We start from the raw sequence: 25996 nt of genomic DNA on the forward strand, positions 1-25996 counted from the left end.
CCTATTAAAAAAACTTGACTATTTTAGTCAGGATTCTTAAAATCGGCACATCTAGTCTAATCATGTGTATCGAATCATGCGCTTAACAACTCGCGGACGCTACGCAGTGACTGCTCTACTTGATTTAGCTTTGCAGCCAACTGAACAAACGATCACGCTTGCAGAAATTGCAGCTCGTCAAACTATCTCTGTTGCTTATCTTGAGCAGTTATTTGCGAAATTAAAGCGCCACGGCTTAGTTTCTAGTATTCGTGGTGCCAACGGTGGTTACCATTTAGCTCGTCGCGCTGATGAAATCACGGTATTAGCAGTTATTGAAGCTGTAAACGAAACAGTTGATGCCACTCGCTGTGACCATAAAGGCAACTGCCAAAATGGCGCAATGTGCTTAACTCACGATTTATGGCAAGAACTCTCCCATCACATTGCCGACTATCTCGCTAAAATCACTCTTGCTGACCTTGTAGCACGTGACAACGTTCAAAAAGTTGCCATTCGCCAAAACACAGCACCTTCAGATTCAGCCCTTTTATCGGTAACAGGTATTTGACATGAAACGTCCAATTTATCTTGATTATGCAGCAACAACTCCTGTAGACCCGCAAGTCGCTGAACGCATGATGGAATGTCTGACATTTGACGGCACATTTGGCAACCCAGCATCTCGTTCTCATGCTTACGGTTGGCAGGCAGAAGAAAAAGTCGAATATGCACGTGAACAAGTTGCGAACTTGATCAAAGCAGATCCACGCGAAATCGTTTGGACTTCAGGTGCAACTGAATCAGACAACTTAGCTCTTAAAGGAGTAGCACAATTCTATGCGTCTAAAGGCAAGCACATTATTACAAGTAAAATTGAACACAAAGCTATTTTAGACACTTGCCGTGAGCTTGAGTCTGAAGGTTTTGAAATCACTTACCTTGAGCCACTTCCAAACACGGGTTTAATTACCCCTGAAATGGTTGAAGCAGCTATTCGTCCAGACACTATTCTTGTTTCACTTATGATGGTAAACAACGAAATTGGTTCTGTGACTGATGTTGCGGCAATTGGTGAAATTACTCGTGCACACAAGATCTTCTTCCATGTCGATGCGGCGCAAGCTGCAGGTAAAGTTGAAATTGACCTTTCAACTATGAAAGTTGACCTTATGAGCTTCTCTGCTCATAAAATTTATGGCCCTAAAGGTATTGGCGCACTCTATGTACGTCGTACTCCACGTGTTCGTTTAAAAGCGCAAATGCATGGTGGTGGTCATGAACGCGGTATGCGTTCTGGTACACTTGCAACACACCAAATCGTTGGTATGGGTGAAGCATTTGAACTTGCAGGTAAAAACTTAGCTTCTGAACAAGCACGCATTCGCGTACTTCGTGACAAGCTTTGGAATGGCTTACAAGACTTAGAACAAATTTTCTTAAACGGCCACCCAACACAAAACGTTGCGAACTACTTAAACGTAAGTTTCAACTTTGTTGAAGGTGAATCGTTAATGATGTCGTTGAAAGACGCTGCTGTATCTTCGGGTTCAGCTTGTACTTCAGCAACATTAGAACCTTCTTATGTATTACGTGCACTAGGTTTGTCTGACGAACTTGCGCACAGTTCAATTCGTTTCAGTTTTGGTAAATACACCACTGAAGCAGACATTGACCATGTACTTACAGTGACGCGTTCCGCGGTTGAAAAACTTCGTGAACTTTCTCCACTTTGGGACATGTACAAAGACGGTATCGACCTTTCTACAGTTGAGTGGGCTGAACACTAATTTTTCCCATTGAAGTCATTCACATACTGGATGGCTTCATTGAAAAATCAAGTTTTGACCCCATATTTAATATTAACGCTGACCCCGAGGTTTGGAGACGCATCATGGCTTATAGCGAAAAAGTAATTGACCATTACGAAAACCCTCGTAATGTAGGTGTATTAGACAAAAATGCTGAAAACGTAGGTACAGGTATGGTCGGAGCACCTGCATGTGGCGACGTTATGCGTTTACAGATTCAAGTAGATGACAACGGTGTGATTGAAGAAGCACGTTTCAAAACTTATGGTTGTGGCTCTGCTATTGCATCAAGCTCTTTAGTGACTGAATGGCTAAAAGGCAAAACTTTAGATCAAGCTCAAGCGATCAAAAACATTGATATCGCAACTGAACTTGCGCTTCCTCCAGTAAAAGTACACTGCTCTGTACTGGCTGAAGATGCTATTAAAGCTGCTGTTGAAGACTACCGCAGCAAAAAATCTAAAGCTTAATTGCTTCGCATTTTAAAGAAAGATTAGGGAGTTTTCATGATCAACTTAACTGAAAATGCTGCAACTCATATCAGCAATTATTTAAAAAATCGCGGTAAGGGTGAAGGTATTCGCGTTGGCGTGAAAACTTCAGGCTGTTCTGGTTTGGCTTATGTGCTTGAATTTGTCGATTCAATTGATGCACATGACACCACCTTTGAGCAGTTTGGGGTGAAGGTATTTGTAGACCCAAAAAGCTTAGTTTATCTCGATGGTATGGAGATGGACTACGTGAAAAATGGTTTAAATGAAGGCTTCGAGTTTAACAACCCAAACAAAAAAGGCGAATGTGGCTGTGGCGAATCTTTCACCGTATAACAGTTCATTAACTTGCTTTTCAACATTAAAACAGTGTGTATCACACTGTTTTAATTGCATTTACATAGAGTGTTTTTGCTTTCGCAATGACCCCCAATTTAGCGCGGAATCCCTCTCCTATGAATCATTTTGAGTTGTTTAACCTCCCAGTAGCACTCGATATTGATTTAGCAACCTTAAAATCAGAATTTTTAAAGTTGCAGCAACAATATCACCCAGATAAAGCTCTCGATAAAGATCAAGCCCTCATAAAATCAAGTGAGATCAATCAAGCATTCAAAGTTTTATCTCAGGTTGATAGCCGTGCAGGATATTTATTAGGATTAAAAAAACAAGATTATCATCTTGATCAATCCATCAATGATTTTGAATTTCTCCAGTCCGCCTTAGAAATCCGTGAACAACTTGATGAAGCACGTTCAGCAGATGAATTACAATCACTCAAATTAGACGTTCAACAATGGATTGATGGTTTAGTCCGCGAATTCAAAATTGATTTTGAAGAGGAAGATTGGGCCGAGGCACGTGATGATGTCCGCAAACTTCGCTTCTTTGTAAAAGTCATGCATGACATAGATAAAGCTGAAGATCGTTTTGAAGATGACGATAGCTTTGATTTAGATGATGAATTTTAACTTATTTTTAATTTTTGACGCTCAAAGGATGTAACGCATGGCTCTCTTGCAAATTGCAGAACCTGGACAATCAAGTGCGCCACATGAACACCGTATTGCCATTGGTATCGACTTAGGTACAACTCACTCTCTAGTTGCAACTATACTTTCAGGCAAAGCAAAGGTTTTGCATGATGAACAAGGTCGTGTCTTACTCCCATCGATCGCGCATTATGGTGTAAACCAAACCCAATATGGCGACGAAGCAAAACCATTTTTGACTGCCGATCCGAAAAACACCATCGTTTCAGTCAAACGTTTTATGGGGCGCTCTAAAGCCGACATTAAGTTTCAACACCCCTACACTTTAGTGGGTGAAGATAATCAAATGCCTGCTTTTGAAACTGCTCAGGGCCGCAAAACCCCTGTCGAAGTGTCCGCTGAAATCTTAAAGCAACTGAAAGATCGTGCTGAAGCGAGCTTAAAAAATGAAGTCAATGGTGCAGTGATTACTGTTCCTGCATACTTCGATGAAGCTCAGCGTCAAGCGACACGTGATGCCGCACAACTTGCGGGTTTAAACGTATTACGTCTTTTAAATGAGCCTACTGCTGCTGCGGTTGCATATGGTCTCGACCAAGAAACCAATCTTGCACATGATCACAACTATGTGATTTATGACTTGGGTGGCGGTACTTTTGACGTTTCAATTTTACGCTTTTCTCAAGGCGTATTTGAAGTGTTAGCGACGGGTGGACATACCGCATTAGGTGGCGATGATCTCGACCGTTTAATCGTAAAATGGTCAAAAAAAGAACTCAACATTGAGCAGTTCGATGACACTGAATATGCACACGTTTTAGTTGCTGCACGTAAAGCCAAAGAAGCTTTAACCGATGCAGAAAGCGCTCATTTACAAGTCCTAGAGTATAGCTTAACTCTTGATCGTGCGACATTTGAAAGCATTATCAAAGTTGCTTTAGATAAAACAATTAGTGTGTGTAAACGCGTCCTCCGTGATGCGAAGCTTGAACTCAGTGACATTCAGAATGTGGTTTTGGTCGGTGGCTCAACTCGCTCTTATGCTGTACAAAACGCTGTACGTGATGTATTTGCTCAAGAGCCATTGTGTACCATCAACCCAGACGAAGTTGTTGCTATTGGTGCATCGATTACAGCCAATCAGTTGATTGGAAACACAGCCGATGGCGCATTACTGCTTGATGTAACACCGCTTTCTCTTGGTCTAGAAACCATGGGCGGCTTGGTTGAACGTCTTATTTCACGTAATACCGCAATCCCAGTTGCACGTCGCCAAGAGTTCACCACCTACCAAGATGGCCAAACCGCGATGCTGATTCATGTGGTTCAAGGTGAGCGTGATTTGGTTGAGCATTGCCGTAGCTTAGGTCGTTTTGTCCTTCGCGGTATTCCACCCATGACTGCGGGTCAAGCGCGTATTGAAGTGACCTTCCAAGTGGATGCCGATGGCCTACTGACGGTTTCAGCTAAAGAAACAACCTCTGGCGTACATGCACAAATTGACATCAAACCATCATATGGTTTGGCTGATAGTGACATGGAACGCTTACTGCTTGATGGTTATAAGTTTGCTGAAGAAGATAAAAATCTTCGTCACTTACAAGAAACCAAAGTTGAAGCAAAACGCGAACTCGAAGCTTTAGATCAAGCCCTAAAAGCAGATGCTCACCTACTCACGAATGAACAACAAGCTACCTTAAATGCGGCCAAAACTTCATTAGAAGCAACACTTGAAACAACAGAAATCAAAGCAATTGAATCTGCTGTTGAACAGCTTAAAATACACAGTGATGCTTTTGCAGCAGCACGTATGAATCAGCATATCGATGCAGCGCTGAAAGGCACAAAACTCGACGACTGGTCAAACTCAAACTAATTTATAGGTAAAGACTATGCCACGTATTAAAGTTCTCCCACATGCGCAAATCTGCCCAGAAGGTGCTGAGTTTGAAGTTGAACAGAATGCAAATCTTTGTGAAAGCTTACTGAAAAATGGAATCAAGATTGAACATGCGTGCGATATGTCCGCTGCATGTACAACCTGCCACGTTGTGGTACGTAAAGGCTTTGACAGCTTAGAAGAAATGAATGATGTTGAAGCCGATCTACTGGATCGTGCTTGGGGTTTAGAACCTGACTCTCGTTTATCATGCCAAGTGAAGTTAGTGGATGAAGACTTAGAAGTTGAAATTCCTAAATACACAATTAACCACGCGTCTGAAAATCACTAATTTTCAAAGCATAAAAAAGCCACTCATTGTAGTGGCTTTTTTACGACTCTTACTTTTGTATCTCACACCATCAAGTTAATGATATTCATTTTTCTGAACAGGCTCTATGACTTCATCTTCAAGATTGAGTTTGACGATACCTTGCGAGTTGGTCATCTTTTGTTGGGTTTGAATGCGTTGAATCATTTTTTCTAAGACTTGAATTAACTGCGGATATTCAAAATTTTGTACTTCATCTAAGTTCAGCAGTAAATGAAATCCTTTATATTCATAATCAAACCAGCGTTGATAGTCTGATTTTTGCGAGGTATATTTTTCAACGACTTGCCACGTCTTCACAGCACCTTTAATCCCTTTGAGGAAAATTGGCGCTTTCGGCGCACAAAGATAATCATTTTTTACTAAATTATGTGTATCGTCCGAAATTAAGATTTCATCCACTTGCGCTGCACTTTGTAAGCGTGCAGCAAGGTTTGCATCACGACCAACAATAGTATAAGCCATACGGTGCGACGCGCCATAATTCCCTACGTGACAATACCCTGTAGAAATCCCCATACGAATATGTAATGGCGGATAACCCATTTTTACCCAACGCTCGCGCAGGATTTTCATTTGCTGACGCATCGCCATAGCCATTTCCAAACAGTTTTGAGCATCACGCTCTACACCTTCAGAATTAGGGTCACCAAAGAACACTAAAATTGCATCCCCCATGAATTTATCAACAGTACCTTCATATTGCTTCGCAATTTCGGTCATGTGTTTTAAATAATCATTAAGTAGGAATGCTAAATCATCTGGAATTAAGCTTTCAGAAAGCTCGGTGAAACCCTGAATATCTGAAAAGAAAACTGTAAGTTTTTTACGTTTGTATTCAATTTTCGCTTCAGACTCACCTTTCATGATCGATTGCCACAACTGAACAGGTGCATAGCGACTCAGCTGATTGGCAAACTCCATATAACGGTTCATCTGATCAAAATAGTGATTTTTGCGGCGGTATATGTCTTGCATTTGGTTGCGCTGATAATAGCTACCCACGCCAAAATAAGTGGTGAGGCATAAAAAGCCCAATACGATCAGTTCTGTACTGGTAGCCTCGAAATACTCACCAAAACCAAAGACAAAGATAATTGATATATAAAAGACAACCACCCCAATCAGGCTGGCCAAAGACACCATCAAAAAAGAAATTTTATTGCTAATAGCCGTGTAAAGCATAGCAAAAATGGTTAAAAATGTGAGTACGATACTGAGATGTACAGCGGCTAAAATGATTGCTGTAATGACAATATCAATAACAAACATCACACCGCGTCGCATCGTATTATTGAAGCGATAACCTAACCACCTTGAAAATGGTGGTGTGATCAATAACACAATGAGCAACAACAGCGGCACATAAATCTGATATTGCGTATCTGCCATCGTATAATGATAGACGATGGTTATTAAAGACAGCATTCCATATCCCATCACGCGATGGAAATACTCAAATTGTTTGGGCTCTTTAGATAACCAATCGTCTAATGGCACTGCTCGTTCCCCACTATGCGCACGATCAAATCATCCCTGATTTGATTTCTCACGTGTATTAGTCCATACGCCAATCGAATGGCATATCACCTTGACCACGTAGTGCAAGCATTAAAGTTTGACGCATATGCGCAAGTACTTCATTGCTATAAGGAACAGCGGGTGTACCCCAAACTGGTTTTGGCCATGCGACGTCGTTTTGATAACGTACAACATGGTGAAAATGGAGCTGCGGAACCATGTTACCTAAAGCAGCAACATTCATTTTGTCAGCACGGAATACACGAGCCAATTGGCTTGATAACCAGCTTGACTCACGTAAAAACTGTTCTTGGTCGGCTTGACTGAGTTCATATAACTCAGTGATGCCTGGCACGCGTGGAATTAAAATTAGCCACGGGAATTGCATATCATTCATTAAGCGACATGTTGAAAGTGGAAAGTCGCCTACAAAAAACGTATCTTGAGCAAGTTGTGGATGCAAACTAAACATATCTTTATAAATGATGCAAATTAGAATAATGGCTAATACTATCACATCCAATCAGAGGTGAATATTGCAAGCAATGTGTTTCAACACAAATAAACTGCGTTTTACTTTGAACTACATCACATTTATTACTTTAATAAATTTCATCAAAAAATCAAGTCTTTCTTTTTATAGCGCAAGTCCACAAGAAAGACCTGATATCTGTATGAAATCACAGCAAATTAAACCTAAATTTTAATGCAATTCTTTCAACAAACTTTCCAATAAGTCATTGATAAATTGAATCCGTTTTTCATATTCCTCTAGCATCACCATGACCTTTAAGCGCTGACCACCCTCCATCCTAAAAAAGGTCGGATGTTTTTGCATCATCTGAATAATACTAATAGCCTGAACAGGAGTATCTGGTGAAAATTCAATCGCACCGCCATTGGCAGCAATATCCACTTTGGTAATACCCAGTATTTCTGCTTTCAAACGCATCTGATGCACAGCAAAAAGCTGTTTCACAGGTTGTGGTGGTATCCCAAAACGGTCAATCAACTCCATACGAATGTTATCGAGTTTTTCCTGACTGTCCGTATTACTAATGCGCTTATAGAACAATAAACGCTGATGGACATCTCCCAGATATTCATCTGGAATCAAGGCTGGCATATGTAAATTGATTTCTGCGGTCAGTGAGAGTGGCGCATCGAAGTTTGGGGTTTTGCCCTTTTGAATGGCTTTGGTCGCCTTTTCAAGCATCTCCATATACAAGCTATAGCCAATGGCTTGCATGGATCCACTTTGTTGCTCGCCGAGTAGCTCACCCGCTCCTCGAATTTCCAAGTCCTCCGTAGCCAACATAAAGCCCGCGCCTAATGTCGATGCCCGCTGAATCGCATCCAGACGTTTTTCAGCATCACCTTTCAACCCTTTGATGGATGGCACCAACAGATAGGCATAGGCTTGGTGATGCGAGCGCCCCACACGCCCACGTAGTTGATGTAACTGCGCTAAACCCAGTTTATCTGCCCGTTCAATTAAAATGGTATTGGCATTGGGAACGTCAATCCCTGTTTCAATAATGGTTGAACAAACCAGGACGTTATATTCTTTATGGTAGAACTGCTGCATGACTTGTTCTAACTCGCGTTCACGCATTTGACCATGTGCAACAGCTACACGTGCCTCAGGGACCAGCTCTCGAAGACTCTCCGCTGCACGCTCAATGGTTTCTACTTCATTATGCAGGAAATAAACTTGTCCACCACGCAGTAACTCACGCAAGATGGCTTCCTTAACTGAATCACCCGTATGTTCTTGCACAAAAGTTTTTACCGCTAAACGTCGTGCAGGTGGTGTGGCAATAATCGATAAATCACGCATGCCACTAAAGGCCATATTTAAAGTCCGTGGAATTGGAGTTGCAGTCAGAGTCAACATGTCCACATCTGCACGCATCGCTTTAATCCGCTCTTTATCACGTACACCGAAGCGGTGTTCCTCATCCACAATCATCAGGCCCAAGTCTTTAAACTGGACACTTTCTTGTAGAATTTTATGCGTACCAATCACGATGTCGACTTTGCCCTCAGCTAAGTCTTCAATCGTTTTGGTATGTGATTTACTGCTGCCAAAACGTGATAAAACTTCGATACGAATAGGCCAGTCTGCAAAACGGTCTTTAAAAGACTCATAATGCTGTTGAGCCAGCAACGTCGTCGGCACCAAAACAGCCACTTGTTTGTTGTTCTGTACCGCTAAAAATGCTGCGCGCATCGCAACTTCGGTTTTACCAAAGCCCACATCGCCACAGACCAAGCGATCCATCGGTTTAGCCAGTTGCATATCATACAAAGTTGCCTCAATCGCATTGGCTTGATCGAGTGTTTCTTCATAGGCAAAGCCACTAGTAAACTGCATATATTGACCTTGATCTAACTCAAAACCAAAACCTGGTTTGGCTTGACGACGGGCTTGAATATGCAATAACTCCGCTGCTACATCATGGATTTGCTCCAATGCTTTACGCTTTGCTTTGCTCCAAGCGTCAGTACCCAGCTTATGCAAGGGTGCCAAGTCCGGGTCACCGCCACTATAGCGGCTGATCAAATGTAAATTGGTGACAGGAACATAAACTTTGGCCGCATCGGCATAATCGAGCTGCAAGAACTCATAGTCTTGATCATCAATGCTTAAAGTAACTAAGCCCGCATAACGCCCCACACCATAGTCGATATGCACCACCGGAGCGCCCATACTCAGTTCAGTCAAACTGCGGATGAGAAACTCTTCCGAAACCTCTTGCTGGCGTTTACGACGACGCTGTACAACACGATGCTCATACAACTGATTTTCAGAAATGATGCTAATACTGTCTTTTAATACCAAGCCACGCTCTAATGGTGCACTGGTAATTGCAATGGCATGTAAGGATTTTTGAAATTCAGCAAAATTCTCAACATTAGGAATCTCTCCCAGTGTTGCACGCAATGCATCTTTTAAAGTTTCGCGACGCCCCGCGCTTTCAGCAACCAGTAATACTGGATGGTTAGCAGCATCAATATACTGTTTAACCGCGTGAAAGGGCTTTTCATTTTTAGGATCGACCGCTAAACGTGGTGGAAGTTCAGTGTTTAAATTGGTCACACCCGCTTTTAGATCAAAAGCCTCGACTGAAGCAATAATACGTGGAAAGGTATTGAGTTGTTCTAAAACTTGATTGGTCGAAATAAAAAGATGGTTAGGGGCTAAAATTGGCTGGTCAACATTATGGCGGCGGTCTTCATAACGGCGATCGATTTCTTTCCAAAAACTATCTAAACCATCATCAACTTGCTTATCTGTAATGACAATGGAATGACCTGGTAAGTACGAAAGCAGTGTACTTTGGGTTTCCATCTGCGCTGCACTGAAAAAGAGCGGGAAATAGAACTCAATCCCTGGTGATGCAATCCCTTCTAACACATCCTGATAAATTGGATTTTTCTTTGGATTTGCCGTCGGAAACATTTCTGCATAGCGATCACGAAATATGCTGCGTGCCTCTTTCAGCGGAAACTCTTTAGCCGGTAATACGGAAAATTGTTGTAAGTTTTGCGTAGTGCGCTGTGTTTCAGGATCAAAAAATTTGAGGGTTTCAATTTCATCATCAAACAAGTCTATGCGAATTGGTGCGGCTTGACCTGAGGCATAGATATCCATAATGCTACCCCGAACCGCAAATTCACCATGGTCATATACTGTGTCGACCAAATGATAGCCTGCTTGAATCAAACGCTTCTTTTGCTGTTCCAATTCAAACTTTTGACCGACGTGAATATCAAAGTGCTCTCCCAACACCCACGAAGTCGGCGCTACACGCTGCGCCAAGGTCGAAGCCGAAATCAGCAAGACACCTGTTTGCGGCATATTGGATAAAATCGCGAGACGCTCAGACACAATATCTTGATGAGGAGATAAACGGTCATAAGGCAGAATTTCCCAGTCTGGAAAAATGGTCGGTCGAATACCGTAAAATTCAAACTCACTTTCGAGTTGTGCTAAGTGTTGATTATTTTTTGCCACAACTACAAAGAGCTTTTTATTTTGTGTACTTAACGTATGAATGAATAATGCAGCTGAAGAGCCGAGCAAATTTCCCAGCCAACGTTTTTCGCCTGCTTTTAGTTGTTGCACATTCAGTTGGGAGATTTTTTCTTGGAACATGGACATGGCTTTAGCGTTTAAAAACATGCGTCATATACTAGCATGATGTCCTCTCGTTGCATGTTATTTTTCACGACAAGAACAACATCAATCTAGCGCTAAGTCCTTTTTACAACTCAAATTTATGGCTTTTAAAAGACTTATTTTTTGTCGCGTATAAACTGGTAATAATAGTCATTGAGTAGCTTAATCATTCGCTTTAGTTCAGTTAAGTTTTCTAGATTATTACCTAAACGTGCGACAAATCGTTCATTGGCAATTTCCAAGTCGAGTTTCTCATTGATTAACATAGCACTATAAAAAAGTGCATTGAGGTCATCAAACTGACTAATTCTACGATTTGAAAAATAGACCAAACGTTCAGCATGTATGGCATTTAGCACAATACCTTCAATGATAAAGCCTTTTTCATCATCATATTCAATCTGATGCTGCTGCAAAAAAAGTTGTTCTGGCGCATCTTTCTTTAATTTAAATAATTGGCTTAATTTACTCAGCATAGACATCTAATCATGGTTCTTCACTCAAGCTTATTGTAGTTCTAACTGCTACCTTTTGTTAGTTTGTATCGGCTAAAAAGTATAAAAGCAGCGCATTGACTACTTTTATACCTATATATAGTTATAAATGTTCTAGCTAGCGTATGCTAAAGATACAACCTTAGGCGTCACCTCAGCAGCCAAGTTTCAAATGAGAAAATGCGACCTAAGGGTTATTAAGTCAACAACCCTTTCTCCAATACCACTCACTGAACTGTTTTGTTTTCCGCAATACACTGTTTACCCATTTCATCACATTTCGCATGACCTAAGATTCGATTAAACAAAGTGAGAATACCAACACCAATTAATTGCTAAACATAGCGCCACTGTAGAAAGTATTGGTCGATTGATATTTATTGATATGATCGTTTTTGAAAATAAAATCATATTTACCTTTAGTAAGGGATAGATGCTCCAATGCAAGATTGGCCAGCCAGCACTTCGTTGCTATTCATATTAATTGAAGTGCCCGCTACACCTTGATAGACATCTATGGTTAGATGCAAGGGAAAAGCGTGTGACCAACTTTCAGGTGGTTGGATCAATTGTTCACATGCCACTGCAATGGCCTACATAATTTCAGGAGAGATTTTTGCCAAATGTGCAGTTAATTTATGCCGACTCTTTTTTCACTTGCGCCAAAGCATGCAGAAAATGCCATTGAATTCCTATTTTCTAATTAGAAATTTGAAAGTTTTCTTATGCACCCAAAGTATGAATGCCCTAAGAAAGTTAGTTAAATAGTGAAATATTCGCCTTTTTCACCCATTTCATGGCTGTAAATACATTCCATAAATGAAACACTTTATATGTAAATGCGCCTATTTTGTAGGTAATGTAATTTTTCGTAAGCAATAAAAAATCAAAAATTATAATTAGCCTGCTGATTTTACGAAATAAAAGCTTAGAATTGCATCCAGCCTATAAAAAAAGAATAATAATTGACCAATAAACAACATATTTTCAACAACTTATTGTTTAATTTTAAAAAACAATTAACAATTACACAAAATATACAAAAACACCTCACAACTGTTACAGAGTGTAATTTTATTTTTATGCTTGAATCGCCGTCTCAAACAAAGCGATTAAAAAATCTCCCAAGTCGGATTTTGCCAAGGAATGCCTATGAGTCAAATTAACCCCACCCTCGTCACATTTTTAGTTTATATCATTGCCATGGTTGGCATCGGTTTGTATGCATACAAGTCCACAAACAACTTTGATGATTACATCTTAGGTGGTCGTAGTTTAGGAAGTGTGGTTACTGCGCTTTCTGCAGGTGCATCAGACATGAGTGGCTGGTTACTGATGGGCTTACCGGGCGCAATTTATTTGTCTGGTTTGTCTGAAGCGTGGATTGCTGTAGGTCTGATCATTGGTGCATGGCTCAACTGGTTATTGGTTGCAGGACGTTTACGTGTGCATACTGAAGTCCAAAACAATGCCCTCACCCTGCCTGATTATTTCACAGGTCGTTTCGCAGATCGTAAACGTATCTTGCGTATGATCTCAGCGATCGTTATTTTAGTATTCTTCGCGATTTACTGTGCTTCAGGCATGGTCGCTGGCTCACGTTTATTTGAAAGCATCTTTGGCTGGGACTACACCACTGCTCTTTGGATTAGCGCAATTGCAACTATCAGTTATGTATGTATCGGCGGCTTCCTTGCAATTAGCTGGACAGATACCTTTCAAGCAGGCTTAATGATTTTTGCTCTGCTGCTTACCCCAATCATGACTTATCTTGCGATTGATGGTAATGCTGCACAGTTCACAGTCCTACTTGAAACGGCTCGCCCACAAGCAATGCACATTGTCTCTGAGCTCAGTACTGTTGCCATCCTGTCATCATTGGCATGGGGCTTAGGCTATTTTGGTCAGCCACACATTTTAGTGCGCTTCATGGCTGCAGACTCTGTGAAAACAATTCCTGCTGCGCGTCGCATTGGTATGACATGGATGATTTTATGTCTAGGTGGTGCGGTAGGTGCAGGTTTTATTGCTATCGCATATTTCCAACAACACCCTGAACTGGCGGCTGTGGTTTCTCAAAACCCTGAAACTGTGTTCATGGAACTGACTAAAATATTATTCAACCCATGGATTGCAGGCATTGTTTTAGCTGCAATTTTAGCTGCGGTGATGAGTACATTAAGCTGTCAGTTACTGGTTTGCTCTACAACATTGACAGAAGACATGTACAAAACATTCATCCGTAAAACCGCTTCTCAAAAAGAATTGGTCTGGGTGGGTCGTTTCATGGTTCTTGCAGTTGCTGTTCTTGCAATTTGCTTAGCAAGCAACCCTGACAGTAAAGTTCTAGGCCTTGTAGCTTATGCATGGGCAGGTTTTGGTGCGGCATTTGGTCCACTGATTATCTTGTCTTTGTTCTGGAAGCGCATGACCTTGAATGGTGCTATTGCAGGTATTATTGTTGGTGCGGTAACTGTGATTGTATGGAAAAATGCATTAGGACACTTAGGTCTATATGAAATTATTCCAGGCTTCATCTTCTCTTGGATCAGCATTGTAGTTGTAAGCTTAATGGGTAAAGCCCCTGAAGCTGAAGTAGTACAACGCTTTGAACAAGCAGATAGCATGTACAAACAAGCCATGGCTGAAATGAAAGAAGAATCTACACAACGTTAATTGAACGTGTAGACCAACAAAAAAAGGGGCTTTTAAGCCCCTTTTTTTTGCATCTCATGCACTCAATTATTTCGACAAAGGTTTGTACTTAAGTTGAATACGTGAGCTTTCTTTGATGACTTCCATCACAGGATAACTGCGCGTTTCTTTAACGCCCGGTAGTTGCCACAAGACTTGGCCTGAGATTTTTCGGAACTCATCCATACTGGCACAACGAATCTTCACCACAAAATCAAAGCCCCCACTGGTCATATGACATTCCACAATTTCATCATGCTGTAGTACGGCATGGCGAAAGTCATCCAAGACATGTGGCGTGGTTTTATCCAAAAGTATCTCAACAAAAACCACAAAACTGGAATTCAGCATGTTTGGATTTAAGCGTGCTTCATAACTCAGAATAAAGCCTTCCTTGGTTAATTTTTGCACCCGAGCCAAAGCAGCCGTCGCTGATAAGTTCACTTCTTCGGCAAGTTTAATATTCGATATTTTTCCATCTCTTTGAAGAATATCTAATATTTTGATATCTGTTCGGTCCAAGCTAAAAATTGGGCTCGTCATCTGAATTAATCTCTAAATAGGATACAAATTATAGTGAGTTATTCGGCATTCTTTCTGTAATCATAAATTAATTACTATAGATCTCTCAACACATTATTGTATGCACAGGATGTAGGCATGAATATGATGGAAAGCAATACGCATTTCAACGACGCTCAAACTCAATTTGAATATATTACCGAATTCAAAGAAAAAAGTGAGCTTGAAGTTGAAATCAATACCGCTTGGCGACGTGCCGAAACTGACTGTGTTCAAAACTTATTAGACCACAGCAAAATCTCTGACGAGATGAATCAACGCATTCATGAACTTGCGTTTGATTTGGCTCATACTTTACGTGAACGTAAAAGCGGCAGCGGTAAAGCAGGTATTGTACAAGGGCTCTTACAAGAATTTGCACTGTCTTCTCAAGAAGGCATCGCGCTGATGTGTTTAGCTGAAGCATTGCTTCGTATTCCAGATATGGCGACACGTGACCTATTGATTAAAGACAAAATCAACCAAGGCAACTGGAAAGAACACGTTGGTCAAAGTAACTTGATGTTTGTCAATGCGGCAGCATGGGGTCTCATGTTGACTGGCAAGCTGATGGAAACGCCAAAGCAAAATAGCTTATCAGGCACTTTAACAGGCTTATTGGCACGTAGTGGTCGTGGCATCATCCGTAAAGCAGTTGATGTAGCTATGCGTATGATGGGCGAACAGTTTGTGACTGGCGAAACCATTGGTGAAGCATTACAACACGCTGAACGTCTTGAAGAAAAAGGCTTCCGCTATTCATACGACATGCTGGGTGAAGCGGCACTGACCGATCATGATGCTGATCGTTATATGAAAGACTATACCGATGCCATTCATGCCATTGGTCAAGCGTCAAAAGACAAAGATGTTTACGACGGTCCGGGTATTTCAATTAAATTATCTGCTCTACACCCTCGCTACCAACGCGCACAAGTTGCACGTATGCATGAAGAGTTGTACGGCAAAGTCTTTACCCTTGCTAAATTAGCACGCGGCTATAACATCGGTTTAAATATCGATGCTGAAGAATCTGAGCGTTTAGAAATTTCTTTAGAAATGCTTGAACGTCTATGCTTTGAACCAGAACTGAAAGACTGGAAAGGCATTGGTTTCGTTATCCAAGCATATCAAAAACGTTGTTTCTACGTGGTTGACTACATCGTAGACTTGGCTAAACGTAGCGAAAAACGCTTAATGATCCGTTTAGTGAAAGGCGCGTACTGGGACAGCGAAATCAAGAAAGCGCAAATTGAAGGGATGACTGACTACCCTGTATTTACTCGTAAAGTACATACAGACTTGTCGTATATCGCATGTGCAAAAAAATTATTGGCTGCACCAGAACAAATCTACCCACAGTTTGCAACGCACAATGCGCAAACCTTGGCGACCATTTATGAAATGGCCAACCCAGAGAAATACTACGTAGGTCAGTATGAGTTCCAATGCTTACACGGCATGGGCGAGCCACTGTATGAACAAGTAGTCGGCGAAAAACTAGATAAAAAACTGGGTGTACCTTGCCGTATTTATGCACCTGTGGGCAACCATGAAACACTATTGGCTTATCTTGTACGTCGTTTACTTGAAAATGGTGCAAACACCTCTTTTGTCAACCGTATTGCAGACAAGTCACTCGCAATTGATGATTTGATTGAAAACCCAACTCAAACCATTTTAAGCAGTGCAAAACGTGAAAATATCGTGGGTCAAAAGCACCTTTCGATTCCACTTCCTGCTGAGCTTTATGGGCAGCTACGTGCAAACTCTAAAGGTTTAGACCTTGCAAATGACTCTGCATTAGTTCAGTTGAACCAAACAGCTCAACAGTTTGCTAAGCATCAATGGTCTGCTGCACCAATGGGTGAGCACATCCAGACCAATGACGCCGTTGCTCCGCAAAGCATTATCAACCCAGCACGTCACACAGATGTTGTCGGTTATGTACAAGAAGCAACAACTGAACAAGTTGAGCAAGCATTAAACAATGCACAGGCTGTTCAAGACATTTGGGCACGTACGGCTAAAGACACCCGTGCAAGTTACCTACTTCGCGCTGCTGACTTAATGGAAGCTCGCTTAGAAGAACTGATGGTTTTACTTTGTCGTGAAAGTGGTAAAACGTATGCCAATGCCATTGCAGAAGTTCGTGAAGCTGTAGATTTCTTACGCTACTACGCAACGCAAATGATAGATCTAGATGCAAACGCAGAAGTTGAGCCTTTAGGCACTATGCTATGCATTAGCCCATGGAACTTCCCATTGGCCATCTTCACAGGTCAGGTTGCTGCTGCATTGGTTGCGGGTAATACCGTGATTGCTAAACCAGCTGAACAAACGCCATTGATTGCAGCGCAAGCAATTCAAATCTTATGGCAAGCAGGTGTGCCTCAAGCTGCTGTACAGCTGATGCCGGGTCGCGGTGAAACTGTGGGTGCACAACTCAGTGCAGCCGAGCAAGTTCAAGGCATCATGTTCACAGGTTCTACTGAAGTTGCTAAGATTTTGCAAAAAACTGTGGCGAAGCGTCTAAGCAAAAATGGTGAAAGCATTCCCCTGATTGCTGAAACAGGCGGTCAAAATGCCATGATCGTTGACTCATCAGCACTGACTGAGCAAGTTGTACTTGACGTCGTCAGTTCAGCTTATGACAGCGCAGGTCAACGCTGTTCTGCTCTTCGCGTACTGTGTGTACAAGAAGACAATGCCGATGCTGTGATTCAAATGCTTAAAGGTGCAATGCAGCAACTTCAAGTGGGCAACCCATATCTACTTAAAACAGATATTGGTCCAGTCATTGATGCTGAAGCGCAAGAAAACATTCAAAAGCACATCGACAAGATGCGCCAAAAAGGTCATCGCGTACACCAGTTGATGCGTAATGATGCTCAAGACTCTGAACTAGATGCAGGCACGTTCATTACACCAACATTAATTGAACTGCCAAATCTCAATGATTTAGAGCGCGAAGTGTTTGGTCCTGTGCTGCACGTGATTCGCTTTAACCAAGGTTCACTCAAACAGTTACTTCAGCACATTAACAGCAAAGGCTATGGTCTGACGATGGGTCTACATACCCGTATTGATGAAACTATTCAAACTGTCATGACCCATGCTGAAGTAGGTAACCTCTACATCAACCGTAACATCGTAGGTGCAGTTGTCGGTGTACAACCTTTTGGTGGCGAAGGTTTATCAGGTACAGGTCCTAAAGCGGGTGGTCCAATTTATCTGTATCGCCTAATGCAAAACTGTTCTGCGAAAAAGTTGAATAAACCATTTGCAACAGGTGCTGATTTGAACCCTCAAGTCGAGTTCAGCAACTCTGCATTGTTCATTGAGTGGGCAGCTAAAATCTTCCCAGCAGTGAAATTGGCAAAAATTGAGAACTTCTGTTCAGGTCATCATTACGAGCTGCAAGGTCCGACAGGTGAAAGCAACCAATACATGGTGATTCCGCGTCATGCAGTCTTGTCATTAGCTGAACAAGAAGCGGATCAGCTACAACAGTTGAATGCGATTTTTGCAGTTGGTAGCCGTCCAGCGGTGCTTGCAGATAACAGCTTTGTGTTAAAACACATGCCAAGTATGCCTAAAGCATTGGCTCAAGCATTCCATGTCATCAAAGACATCAAAGCTGATGCTTTTGATGCAGTACTGCACCATGGTACAACGGCGCAGCTTTTAGCGTTGCAACAGCAGATTGCTGAGCGTCAAGGTGCGATTGTGGGTATTACTCATCTTAGCCCATCACAAACTGCCATTCCTTTGGAACGTTTTGTGATTGAGCGTGCTATTAGTGTTAACACTGCAGCTGCTGGTGGTAATGCAAGTCTCATGACTTTGAATTAAGCCCAATTTAAACCTGCAGTCCTCATCAGGACTGCAGGTTTATTACTATCTTTCCTCTATTGCCAAGTCAACATCTCCTTGTCTGTTTAATTGGCATTTTTTATGCGACTCGGTTTGACTTAATCTGCTCGAAAATATTCGATATAGCAAAGTATCAAACCATCTGTAACATGAATAAACCCCACGCTTTTGCTGAATATCTTTAGGCTAATTCGGCAAACTTTGTTACCATCTCTTTTTTCAATATGTTTGCGATTTTTACTGCATATGACTTCTTCTTATCAACAACAACTTGACGCCAAAATTGAACGAATTACAGCTCAATTTGCTGAATTCACTCCACCTTCGCTTGAAGTTTTTCAATCTCCTGAAAAAAACTTTCGCATGCGTGCAGAATTCCGTATTTGGCATACCGAAGATGATATGTTTTATGCCATGTTTGAACGCGATGAAGACAATCAGAAAAAAGTCATTCGTATTGATGACTTCCCAATCGCTGATGCCAGTATTAATCAACTCATGCCTGTTTTATTGGCAGAATTAAAAAGCAATGATCTCCTGTCAAAACGCTTATTTGAAGTGCATTTCTTGGCGACCTTAAAAGGTGAAATGCTAGTTTCGCTGATTTATCGTTGCCCACTCGATGAACAGTGGCAGGTTTTAGCCAAACAACTTTCAGACAAATTAAATATTAAGTTGATTGGCCGTAGCCGTGGTCAAAAAGTGGTACTCACCGATGAATTTGTAGTGGAAGAACTTCAAGTTTTTGAGCGTAAATATCAGTACAAACAAATTGAAAGCAGCTTTACGCAGCCCAATGCGCAAGTCTGCCAAAAAATGCTCGAATGGGCCTGCAATGCTGCACAGCAGTCAAATAAAGATTTGTTAGAACTTTACTGTGGTAATGGTAACTTCACCCTACCGCTTTCCACCCGTTTTAACCGTGTTTTAGCCACTGAGCTGGCTAAGTCTTCAGTGTATGCAGCACAGTGGAACATCGAACAAAACCACATCGATAATATTCAAGTCGCGCGTTTATCGGCAGAAGACTTCACAGAAGCCTATAACGGCGAGCGCGAATTCCGTCGCTTACAAGAAGCAAATATCGATATGAGCAGCTATGAGTTCGATACGGTGTTTGTTGACCCACCGCGTGCAGGTATTGATGATGAAACCTTGAAATTGATTCAGCGTTTTGAACGAATCATCTATATCTCGTGTAATCCTGACACCTTGCATGACAACTTAAAAACACTCAGCCAAACCCATAAAATTTCACAGTTTGCATTGTTTGATCAATTCCCCTATACCCATCATGTCGAATCTGGGGTTTTGCTGGAAAAAATTTAAACAATTTGTTGCAACTTAAACCGTATAAAAAAGAAGCACGAATGAGCTTCTTTTTTAATTTTCATGAAAAAAGATAAGCTTATATAAAATGCAAGTATTTCAACTGTCATAATAACGTTAATACCTTGCGCTATAATCGGAATTTTTCGACATCGATCGCTGCTTTTATCTCTCACACTGACTTGCATTATTTTACAGATTGGTTATATTTCACCCTATGTTAGGTTGTAAATGAAGTCTATATGAGTTTTTGGCAAAAGCTGTTTTCAAATGAACAGCAAAACGAGCATAAAAATCAAATTGCTTGTGTTGAAAATGACTGCTCTTGTAAAACCAATGAACAGCTCATCGAAAAGCTTAAAACAGCGACCGATGAAGACGTGATTGTTGGGATTAAAAAAGTATTAGCTTCTCGTGGCTATGGCCGTAAGGAGTTAAATGAACTTCAGCATCGACCTCTACAGTAGTAGAGTCACTGAATATTCATCAAAAAGGCACTTAGATTGATCTAAGTGCCTTTTTTAATGGCTGTACATCATTCTGCGTATAAAAAACCACGGTATATGAAGCACAGCACACTTTGCACGTTTAAATATTATACAAAGCATTAAATTTTTGTTACCTTACAGGCTCAATATAAAAATCAATAATGTTTGAAATTAAAAGGTTAAGTAATGAAAAAACTACTCATAATCAGCACATGTATTACCCTTTTATCTTTAACAGCATGTAGCAAGATGCCGAAAGCTTGTGTTGAGTCTTGGGAAAAAATGGAAAAACTTGCCGAGCAGATGGGTTTGCCTGAAGAACAACTCAAAGAACAAAAAAAGAAATTTGAAGAAGACGTGAAAGCGATGAACACTGAAGAAGCAACACGCATGTGCAGTACCCAAAACTCACTTTTAGGTCTAGTGGATCAATAAACACTACTTCATCTTAAAAGAGGATGCTTGCATCCTCTTTTAATGCGATCACAAAAGCTAGATACTCCTTTCCAATCGGTCTCTTTTATTTCTATCATCGTAAACTCAAATAACCGAAACCCACTAAACAGTCGCTAATTCACAGCAGAAGCTTTAAAATACAGATAAAAGACAACTGTAATGAATTAGCACGTATTAGGCATGCAACAACAAAAAGTCCACTACCCCTTGGGGGCTCATCTCATAGTCAAACATTTTGGCTATACGCATCACGGCATATATGCGGGGCGTGGACGTGTGATTCATTATTCAGGTTTTGCACATCTTTTTAAAAAGCATCCGATTGAAATAACCTCCATCGAGAACTTTAGCCACGGACGTAAAATTACAGTTAATCAGTACCAAGCCCCCAAATATAAAGGCCGTAAAGTGGTTCGCCGTATGCGCTCACGCATGCATGAAAACAACTACCATCTTATTATCAATAACTGTGAACACTTATGCACATGGGCCATTACAGGCGTTGAAAGTAGCCCACAAGTCATCAAAATGATGAACAGACTTACTACTATTGGCTATGTCAGCTCTATGATGAGTTTCATGAACAGCCTGATGTTAACGCTGACCACCACCTGTTTTGCCTTGGTGCTCTACATCAAAAAGAAATTACGTGATAAGGCCAAACAGCAGCTTGGGAACTATTTTGAGTTTAAAGAGGAACGCTCTAAAAAAGATCACTGATGTGAACGCAGTTGAAAAGGCGGAAATTTATCTTCAACCAAGTTGAGCTGGATATCGTATTCAAGCCATGCCTTGGCACCATCTAACACTGTAGTAAAGCCACCTGTTGCATCCATCACGTAATGAATCAGCTCATTACCTTGTAACTCAATGTCATAGTTTCGAATGATCACATAGGTATTCATGCTGTCGATTTTTTCAAATACAAAATCAACTTTAGTTTTAGGCGTGCCCCATTCGATGCAGATCAGCTCATTTTCAACGACTTGTAGGACATGAGTCGAATGTGTAATTTGGTATTTATCCCATGTCCAATCGACCATTGCGCCTTTTTCTAAATAGCCCGAAGACTGACTAAACCAAAACTTGGTGGTTATAAGTGGATCAACAAAAGCGTTAAACACAATATTGACAGAACGCCGAATCAACATCTGAGTTTCGATCACGGTAGTCATTGTTATATCCCCTATCACTTTTAAACTTAGTGATAGCACATCTCAACAAACCAATCATATCGAAAATTTGTTATGGCTCAGGCAATCCACTCATTTTCTGTTATGGATTTGTTCACGGCTTTAACTTAAATTGGCTTTATGCGCACTTACTGGTTCTGGCAAGGATTCATTTAAAGAACTCAGCATTTCACGCTCTATGCCCCGTACAATAGCATCTAAAGGCAAGTCATTTTCCTGAAGCCCGAAAGGTTCTTCTAACTCTGCACTTAGTGCATCTAAACCCAATAAGAGATAGGCAATTAAGGCCACGATCACAGGTGACCAAAAACCAAGACTGGAACTTAAACTAAAAGGTAAAATGAGACAGAAAGAGTACACAGCACGGTGTAACAAAACCGAATAAGAAAATGGCAACGGCGTAGATGAAATACGGTCACAACCAGCGTGAATATCGCCCATTGCCACTGTATGCTTAGTCAGCATACTGTAAATAATATCGCTAATCTCACCACGCTTATACAACACCGCCAGATCTTTCTGCGTAAGCTCTAATAGATATTGCGGTGGATTAATATGCGTAGCCAATACCTGCCACTGCTCTACTGTCAGTTGTACTTTGGCTTGATAGTGGTCATAGGTATGACTTTGCTGCCGTAAACGATCTCGAAGCAAATGACTAAATAACATCACGCGATACATCAAAACTGTACGCTCTGCATCATTTAAGACATAACTATCACGGATTATATGCCGTGCGTTCGCAATCAGTGCGCCCCATAGCTTACGCCCTTCCCACCAGCGGTCATAACACGCTGTATTTCGAAAGCTTAAGAAAATAGAAAGAATTACGCCAAATACAGTAAAACCAATGACAGGCACTGCAGGAGCAGTCACGTAATGTTGAGTCGCTAGATAAACCAACAGTGTTGAAATTAAAACACCTACCATCAGTGCCGGAAACACTTTCGGCAAAATAGTGCCGCGCCAAGCAAATAGTAATGCAAAGCTATTGGTTTTATCTCGAACAATCACAGTGTATTCCTATTGGTTTCGCTACGAAAAGGCTCAACCGAAGTTGAGCCTTATATCTATCCACATCAAGCAAACAGCGCTTATTTAGGCTTAAAGCTGTCTTTTAAGTCTAAAATACGGTTAAACACAGGTTTCTCTGCTGTATGGTCATACTGATCTGCAACAAAATAACCTTCACGCTCAAATTGGAAACGGTCTTCAGGCTGTGCTTGCGCTAATGCAGGCTCAATCACCGCGCGTACAATTTTCAATGAATCAGGATTCAAGTTCGCTAAGAAATCATCACCCACTTCAGGGTCCGACTCTGTAAAGAGGCGATCATAAATACGCACTTCAGCAGGAATGCCCTTGCTTGCAGATACCCAGTGAATCACCCCTTTAACTTTACGCCCTTCTGGATTTTTGCCCAAAGTTTCAGGGTCGATTGAACATTTCAACTCAACAACTTCACCGTTTTCATCTTTAATCACTTCATCACACTTAATGACATAAGCATGGCGCAAACGAACTTCACCACCCGGAATTAAACGCTTGAAGCCTTTTGGTGGTTCTTCTTCAAAGTCTTTACGGTCAATGTAAATTTCAGAGGTTAACGGAATCACACGCTCACCCATGTCTACATTTGGATGACGTGAATGGGTTAAATCCATATCGTTAGGCAAGTTGGTGAGCGTAACTTTAAGTGGGTTCAACACCGCCATACCACGTGCCGCAACATTTTCTAGAGACTGACGGATGCAATATTCAAGCATTGCAACATCAACAATACCGTCTGACTTCGACACACCAACACGCTTACAGAAGTCACGTAGACCTTCTGGGGTAAAACCACGACGACGCATACCTACAACTGTTGGCATACGTGGGTCATCCCATCCATTGACATAACCACCTTCAACCAATTTACGTAATTTACGCTTAGAGGTAATGGTGTAGTCAATATTTAAACGGCTAGACTCATACTGACGCGGCACTGCTTCCGAGTGAACTTTCTCAACCACCCAGTCATAAAACGGACGGTGGTCTTGGAATTCCAAAGTACATAATGAATGAGTAATGCCTTCAATTGCATCTGATAATGGATGCGCATAGTCGTACATTGGGTACATTTTCCATTTATCACCTGTTTGGTGATGCTCTGAATGGAGTACACGATACAAAATAGGATCACGCATATGCACATTTGGAGATGCCATATCAATTTTGGCACGCAGAACAGCTTCACCTTCTGCAAACTCACCATTGTTCATTTTTTCAAAACGCGCAAGGTTTTCTTCAACTGAAGTATCACGGTAAGGCGAGTTTTTACCCGGCTCAATAAAGTTACCACGGTTCAAACGAATTTCTTCAGGTGACTGCAAATCCACATAAGCATCACCCTGTTTAATCAGTTGAATCGCCCATGCATGGAGTTGATCGAAATAGCTTGATGCATAGCGCGGTTCGCCATTCCATTCAAAACCCAACCATTTAACATCGTTGGCGATCCCATCTACATATTCTTGTTCTTCAGCATCTGGGTTGGTGTCATCAAAACGTAGGTTGCAAAAACCATCAAACTCGTTGGCAATACCAAAGTTTAAGCAAATCGCTTTCACGTGACCAATGTGTAAATAACCATTCGGCTCTGGCGGGAAACGCGTGACTACTTTTTGCGTACGACCTTCAGCCAAATCATCGGTAATCACTTGGCGAACAAAGTCTAAGCCTGGCTGTTGTTCTTGCTGCGCTGCGACAGAGGCATTGTTACTTGGTGTCGGGTTATTTGGCAGTGTTGAAACAACATCATTCGGCTTCATAGTTTAAAAATCACTTTGATGAAAAAAATTAAGGAAAAATAGGGTCCTGCTATACGAGCATAATTCTAACTGATCTATCAGTCGATTTATGAATATTTTACAGCCCCTTAAACGATATTTGATCTATTTTACAAAGAAAATAACGTTTTTGCTTGCCTTGTAGTTTACAGTTTGCTTATGCTTCTCACAACCAAAAAACCCATGGCTTTGATGTCCATGATTAGGAGATTACACAATGAGTTTTCCTCAAGTCGAATTAAACACCAATAAAGGTCGTATTGTTCTTGAACTTAACAACGAAAAAGCACCGATTACTGTTGCTAACTTCTTAGAATACGTACGTGACGGTTTCTATGACGGCGTAATTTTCCACCGCGTGATCGATGGCTTCATGATCCAAGGTGGTGGTATGGATGAAAACTTCAAAGAAAAAGCAACACGTGATGCAATTGAAAACGAAGCTGATAACGGCTTAACCAATGACCTTGGTACAATTGCAATGGCGCGTACACAAGCACCTCACTCTGCATCTGCTCAGTTCTTTATTAACGTGGGTAACAACTCGTTCCTTAACCACTCTGGCAAAAATGCACAAGGTTGGGGTTATGCAGTTTTCGGTAAAGTAACTGAAGGCCTAGACGTAGTAAACGAAATTAAAGGCGTTCGTACTGGCAACCGTGGCTACCACGCTGACGTTCCACTTGAAAACGTTGTTATTGAATCTGCTAAGATCATTTCTGAGTAATTTTTAAATCCTCCCCAACCCTCCTTTGATAAAGGAGGGAGCTAGACTCTCATTCGAATATGAGATTCTCCTCCCTTTTTAAAGGGAGGTCGGGAGG

General features: G+C 41.3%; 22 protein-coding genes and 1 pseudogene. 14 read left to right on the plus strand and 9 right to left on the minus strand.

Annotated features, from left to right (window positions below):
• Nucleotides 1–76: 76 nt before the first annotated feature.
• The 7 genes from F946_RS15980 (at nt 77) to fdx (ending at nt 5504) form a co-directional block, all read left to right on the plus strand.
• On the plus strand, nt 77–550 hold the full coding sequence (locus tag F946_RS15980; protein ID WP_004697011.1) for an Rrf2 family transcriptional regulator: 474 nt from the start codon (nt 77–79) through the stop codon (nt 548–550).
• Nucleotide 551: 1 nt separating this feature from the next.
• On the plus strand, nt 552–1769 hold the full coding sequence (locus F946_RS15985) for an IscS subfamily cysteine desulfurase (protein ID WP_004697009.1): 1218 nt from the start codon (nt 552–554) through the stop codon (nt 1767–1769).
• 104 nt (nt 1770–1873) lie between these two features.
• Nucleotides 1874–2260 carry a Fe-S cluster assembly scaffold IscU gene (gene iscU, locus F946_RS15990; RefSeq protein ID WP_004697007.1) on the plus strand — a complete coding sequence of 129 codons (387 nt, stop codon included), beginning with the start codon at nt 1874–1876 and terminating at the stop codon, nt 2258–2260.
• Nucleotides 2261–2296: 36 nt separating this feature from the next.
• Entirely contained in the window at nt 2297–2617 is a 321-nt protein-coding gene (iscA, locus tag F946_RS15995; RefSeq protein WP_004697006.1) for an iron-sulfur cluster assembly protein IscA, read from the plus strand.
• A 119-nt stretch (nt 2618–2736) separates the two neighbouring features.
• A complete protein-coding gene (gene hscB, locus F946_RS16000) occupies nt 2737–3252 on the plus strand; it encodes a Fe-S protein assembly co-chaperone HscB (protein WP_004697004.1) in 516 nt (171 codons plus the stop codon).
• 37 nt (nt 3253–3289) lie between these two features.
• The gene (hscA, locus tag F946_RS16005) at nt 3290–5149 is read left to right on the plus strand and encodes a Fe-S protein assembly chaperone HscA (protein WP_004984687.1); all 1860 of its coding nucleotides are present in this window, start codon (nt 3290–3292) and stop codon (nt 5147–5149) included.
• Between the two features lie 16 nt (nt 5150–5165).
• Nucleotides 5166–5504 carry an ISC system 2Fe-2S type ferredoxin gene (gene fdx, locus F946_RS16010; RefSeq protein WP_004697000.1) on the plus strand — a complete coding sequence of 113 codons (339 nt, stop codon included), beginning with the start codon at nt 5166–5168 and terminating at the stop codon, nt 5502–5504.
• 75 nt (nt 5505–5579) lie between these two features.
• Here the strand turns inward: fdx and F946_RS16015 are convergent, their stop codons facing one another.
• The 5 genes and pseudogenes from F946_RS16015 to aspA all read right to left on the minus strand — a co-directional run.
• Complete coding sequence (locus F946_RS16015; RefSeq protein ID WP_004984691.1) at nt 5580–7043, minus strand: adenylate/guanylate cyclase domain-containing protein; 1464 nt, start codon at nt 7041–7043, stop codon at nt 5580–5582.
• A gap of 58 nt (nt 7044–7101) precedes the next feature.
• Nucleotides 7102–7536, minus strand: a complete 435-nt coding sequence (locus F946_RS16020; RefSeq protein ID WP_004696995.1) for an HIT domain-containing protein — start codon at nt 7534–7536, stop codon at nt 7102–7104.
• Between the two features lie 231 nt (nt 7537–7767).
• Nucleotides 7768–11226: a transcription-repair coupling factor gene (gene mfd / locus F946_RS16025; protein WP_035327350.1), complete on the minus strand. Its 3459-nt coding sequence runs from the start codon at nt 11224–11226 to the stop codon at nt 7768–7770.
• 140 nt (nt 11227–11366) lie between these two features.
• On the minus strand, nt 11367–11732 hold the full coding sequence (locus F946_RS16030) for a hypothetical protein (RefSeq protein WP_004984693.1): 366 nt from the start codon (nt 11730–11732) through the stop codon (nt 11367–11369).
• Nucleotides 11733–12084: 352 nt separating this feature from the next.
• A pseudogene (aspA, locus tag F946_RS17585) lies at nt 12085–12337 on the minus strand (aspartate ammonia-lyase); the annotation flags it as partial.
• Nucleotides 12338–12896: 559 nt separating this feature from the next.
• Here aspA and putP point away from each other — a divergent pair.
• On the plus strand, nt 12897–14420 hold the full coding sequence (gene putP / locus F946_RS16035; protein WP_004984695.1) for a sodium/proline symporter PutP: 1524 nt from the start codon (nt 12897–12899) through the stop codon (nt 14418–14420).
• Between the two features lie 66 nt (nt 14421–14486).
• Here the strand turns inward: putP and F946_RS16040 are convergent, their stop codons facing one another.
• Nucleotides 14487–14981 (minus strand): Lrp/AsnC ligand binding domain-containing protein, encoded by a 495-nt coding sequence (locus tag F946_RS16040; protein WP_004984696.1) that lies wholly within the window; start codon nt 14979–14981, stop codon nt 14487–14489.
• Between the two features lie 117 nt (nt 14982–15098).
• Here F946_RS16040 and putA point away from each other — a divergent pair, with 117 nt between their 5' ends.
• The 5 genes from putA to F946_RS16070 all read left to right on the plus strand — a co-directional run bounded on the left by putA (nt 15099) and on the right by F946_RS16070 (nt 21868).
• Complete coding sequence (putA, locus tag F946_RS16045; RefSeq protein WP_004984699.1) at nt 15099–18854, plus strand: trifunctional transcriptional regulator/proline dehydrogenase/L-glutamate gamma-semialdehyde dehydrogenase; 3756 nt, start codon at nt 15099–15101, stop codon at nt 18852–18854.
• Nucleotides 18855–19121: 267 nt separating this feature from the next.
• Entirely contained in the window at nt 19122–20204 is a 1083-nt protein-coding gene (trmA, locus tag F946_RS16050) for a tRNA (uridine(54)-C5)-methyltransferase TrmA (protein ID WP_004984701.1), read from the plus strand.
• Nucleotides 20205–20446: 242 nt separating this feature from the next.
• Entirely contained in the window at nt 20447–20671 is a 225-nt protein-coding gene (locus F946_RS16060; RefSeq protein ID WP_004984703.1) for a hypothetical protein, read from the plus strand.
• A gap of 207 nt (nt 20672–20878) precedes the next feature.
• Nucleotides 20879–21127, plus strand: a complete 249-nt coding sequence (locus F946_RS16065) for a hypothetical protein (protein WP_004696981.1) — start codon at nt 20879–20881, stop codon at nt 21125–21127.
• A gap of 201 nt (nt 21128–21328) precedes the next feature.
• Complete coding sequence (locus tag F946_RS16070; RefSeq protein ID WP_004984706.1) at nt 21329–21868, plus strand: lecithin retinol acyltransferase family protein; 540 nt, start codon at nt 21329–21331, stop codon at nt 21866–21868.
• On the opposite strand, the gene F946_RS16075 is transcribed toward F946_RS16070, so the two are convergent.
• From F946_RS16075 to F946_RS16085, 3 genes are all read right to left on the minus strand, one after another.
• Nucleotides 21862–22323: an SRPBCC domain-containing protein gene (locus F946_RS16075; protein WP_004696977.1), complete on the minus strand. Its 462-nt coding sequence runs from the start codon at nt 22321–22323 to the stop codon at nt 21862–21864. The two genes, F946_RS16070 and F946_RS16075, sit on opposite strands and share 7 nt — an antisense overlap.
• A 120-nt stretch (nt 22324–22443) precedes the next feature.
• On the minus strand, nt 22444–23355 hold the full coding sequence (locus F946_RS16080; RefSeq protein ID WP_004984708.1) for a bestrophin family protein: 912 nt from the start codon (nt 23353–23355) through the stop codon (nt 22444–22446).
• An 80-nt stretch (nt 23356–23435) separates the two neighbouring features.
• Nucleotides 23436–25154: a glutamine--tRNA ligase/YqeY domain fusion protein gene (locus F946_RS16085; RefSeq protein ID WP_004984711.1), complete on the minus strand. Its 1719-nt coding sequence runs from the start codon at nt 25152–25154 to the stop codon at nt 23436–23438.
• A gap of 235 nt (nt 25155–25389) precedes the next feature.
• Here F946_RS16085 and F946_RS16090 point away from each other — a divergent pair, with 235 nt between their 5' ends.
• Complete coding sequence (locus tag F946_RS16090; RefSeq protein ID WP_004696971.1) at nt 25390–25899, plus strand: peptidylprolyl isomerase; 510 nt, start codon at nt 25390–25392, stop codon at nt 25897–25899.
• The last annotated feature ends 97 nt before the right edge of the window (nt 25900–25996 follow it).

The organism is Acinetobacter johnsonii ANC 3681, assembly GCF_000368805.1.
Taxonomy (GTDB): Bacteria; Pseudomonadota; Gammaproteobacteria; order Pseudomonadales; family Moraxellaceae; genus Acinetobacter; species Acinetobacter johnsonii.

Coding starts and splice junctions, on each gene's coding strand:
- F946_RS15980 (WP_004697011.1), top strand. CDS start 77: ATGCGCTTAACAACTCGCGGACGCTACGCAGTGACTGCTCTACTTGAT.
- F946_RS15985 (WP_004697009.1), top strand. CDS start 552: ATGAAACGTCCAATTTATCTTGATTATGCAGCAACAACTCCTGTAGAC.
- iscU (WP_004697007.1), top strand. CDS start 1,874: ATGGCTTATAGCGAAAAAGTAATTGACCATTACGAAAACCCTCGTAAT.
- iscA (WP_004697006.1), top strand. CDS start 2,297: ATGATCAACTTAACTGAAAATGCTGCAACTCATATCAGCAATTATTTA.
- hscB (WP_004697004.1), top strand. CDS start 2,737: ATGAATCATTTTGAGTTGTTTAACCTCCCAGTAGCACTCGATATTGAT.
- hscA (WP_004984687.1), top strand. CDS start 3,290: ATGGCTCTCTTGCAAATTGCAGAACCTGGACAATCAAGTGCGCCACAT.
- fdx (WP_004697000.1), top strand. CDS start 5,166: ATGCCACGTATTAAAGTTCTCCCACATGCGCAAATCTGCCCAGAAGGT.
- F946_RS16020 (WP_004696995.1), bottom strand. CDS start 7,536: ATGTTTAGTTTGCATCCACAACTTGCTCAAGATACGTTTTTTGTAGGC.
- mfd (WP_035327350.1), bottom strand. CDS start 11,226: ATGTTCCAAGAAAAAATCTCCCAACTGAATGTGCAACAACTAAAAGCA.
- F946_RS16030 (WP_004984693.1), bottom strand. CDS start 11,732: ATGTCTATGCTGAGTAAATTAAGCCAATTATTTAAATTAAAGAAAGAT.
- putP (WP_004984695.1), top strand. CDS start 12,897: ATGAGTCAAATTAACCCCACCCTCGTCACATTTTTAGTTTATATCATT.
- F946_RS16040 (WP_004984696.1), bottom strand. CDS start 14,981: ATGACGAGCCCAATTTTTAGCTTGGACCGAACAGATATCAAAATATTA.
- putA (WP_004984699.1), top strand. CDS start 15,099: ATGAATATGATGGAAAGCAATACGCATTTCAACGACGCTCAAACTCAA.
- trmA (WP_004984701.1), top strand. CDS start 19,122: ATGACTTCTTCTTATCAACAACAACTTGACGCCAAAATTGAACGAATT.
- F946_RS16060 (WP_004984703.1), top strand. CDS start 20,447: ATGAGTTTTTGGCAAAAGCTGTTTTCAAATGAACAGCAAAACGAGCAT.
- F946_RS16065 (WP_004696981.1), top strand. CDS start 20,879: ATGAAAAAACTACTCATAATCAGCACATGTATTACCCTTTTATCTTTA.
- F946_RS16070 (WP_004984706.1), top strand. CDS start 21,329: ATGCAACAACAAAAAGTCCACTACCCCTTGGGGGCTCATCTCATAGTC.
- F946_RS16075 (WP_004696977.1), bottom strand. CDS start 22,323: ATGACTACCGTGATCGAAACTCAGATGTTGATTCGGCGTTCTGTCAAT.
- F946_RS16085 (WP_004984711.1), bottom strand. CDS start 25,154: ATGAAGCCGAATGATGTTGTTTCAACACTGCCAAATAACCCGACACCA.
- F946_RS16090 (WP_004696971.1), top strand. CDS start 25,390: ATGAGTTTTCCTCAAGTCGAATTAAACACCAATAAAGGTCGTATTGTT.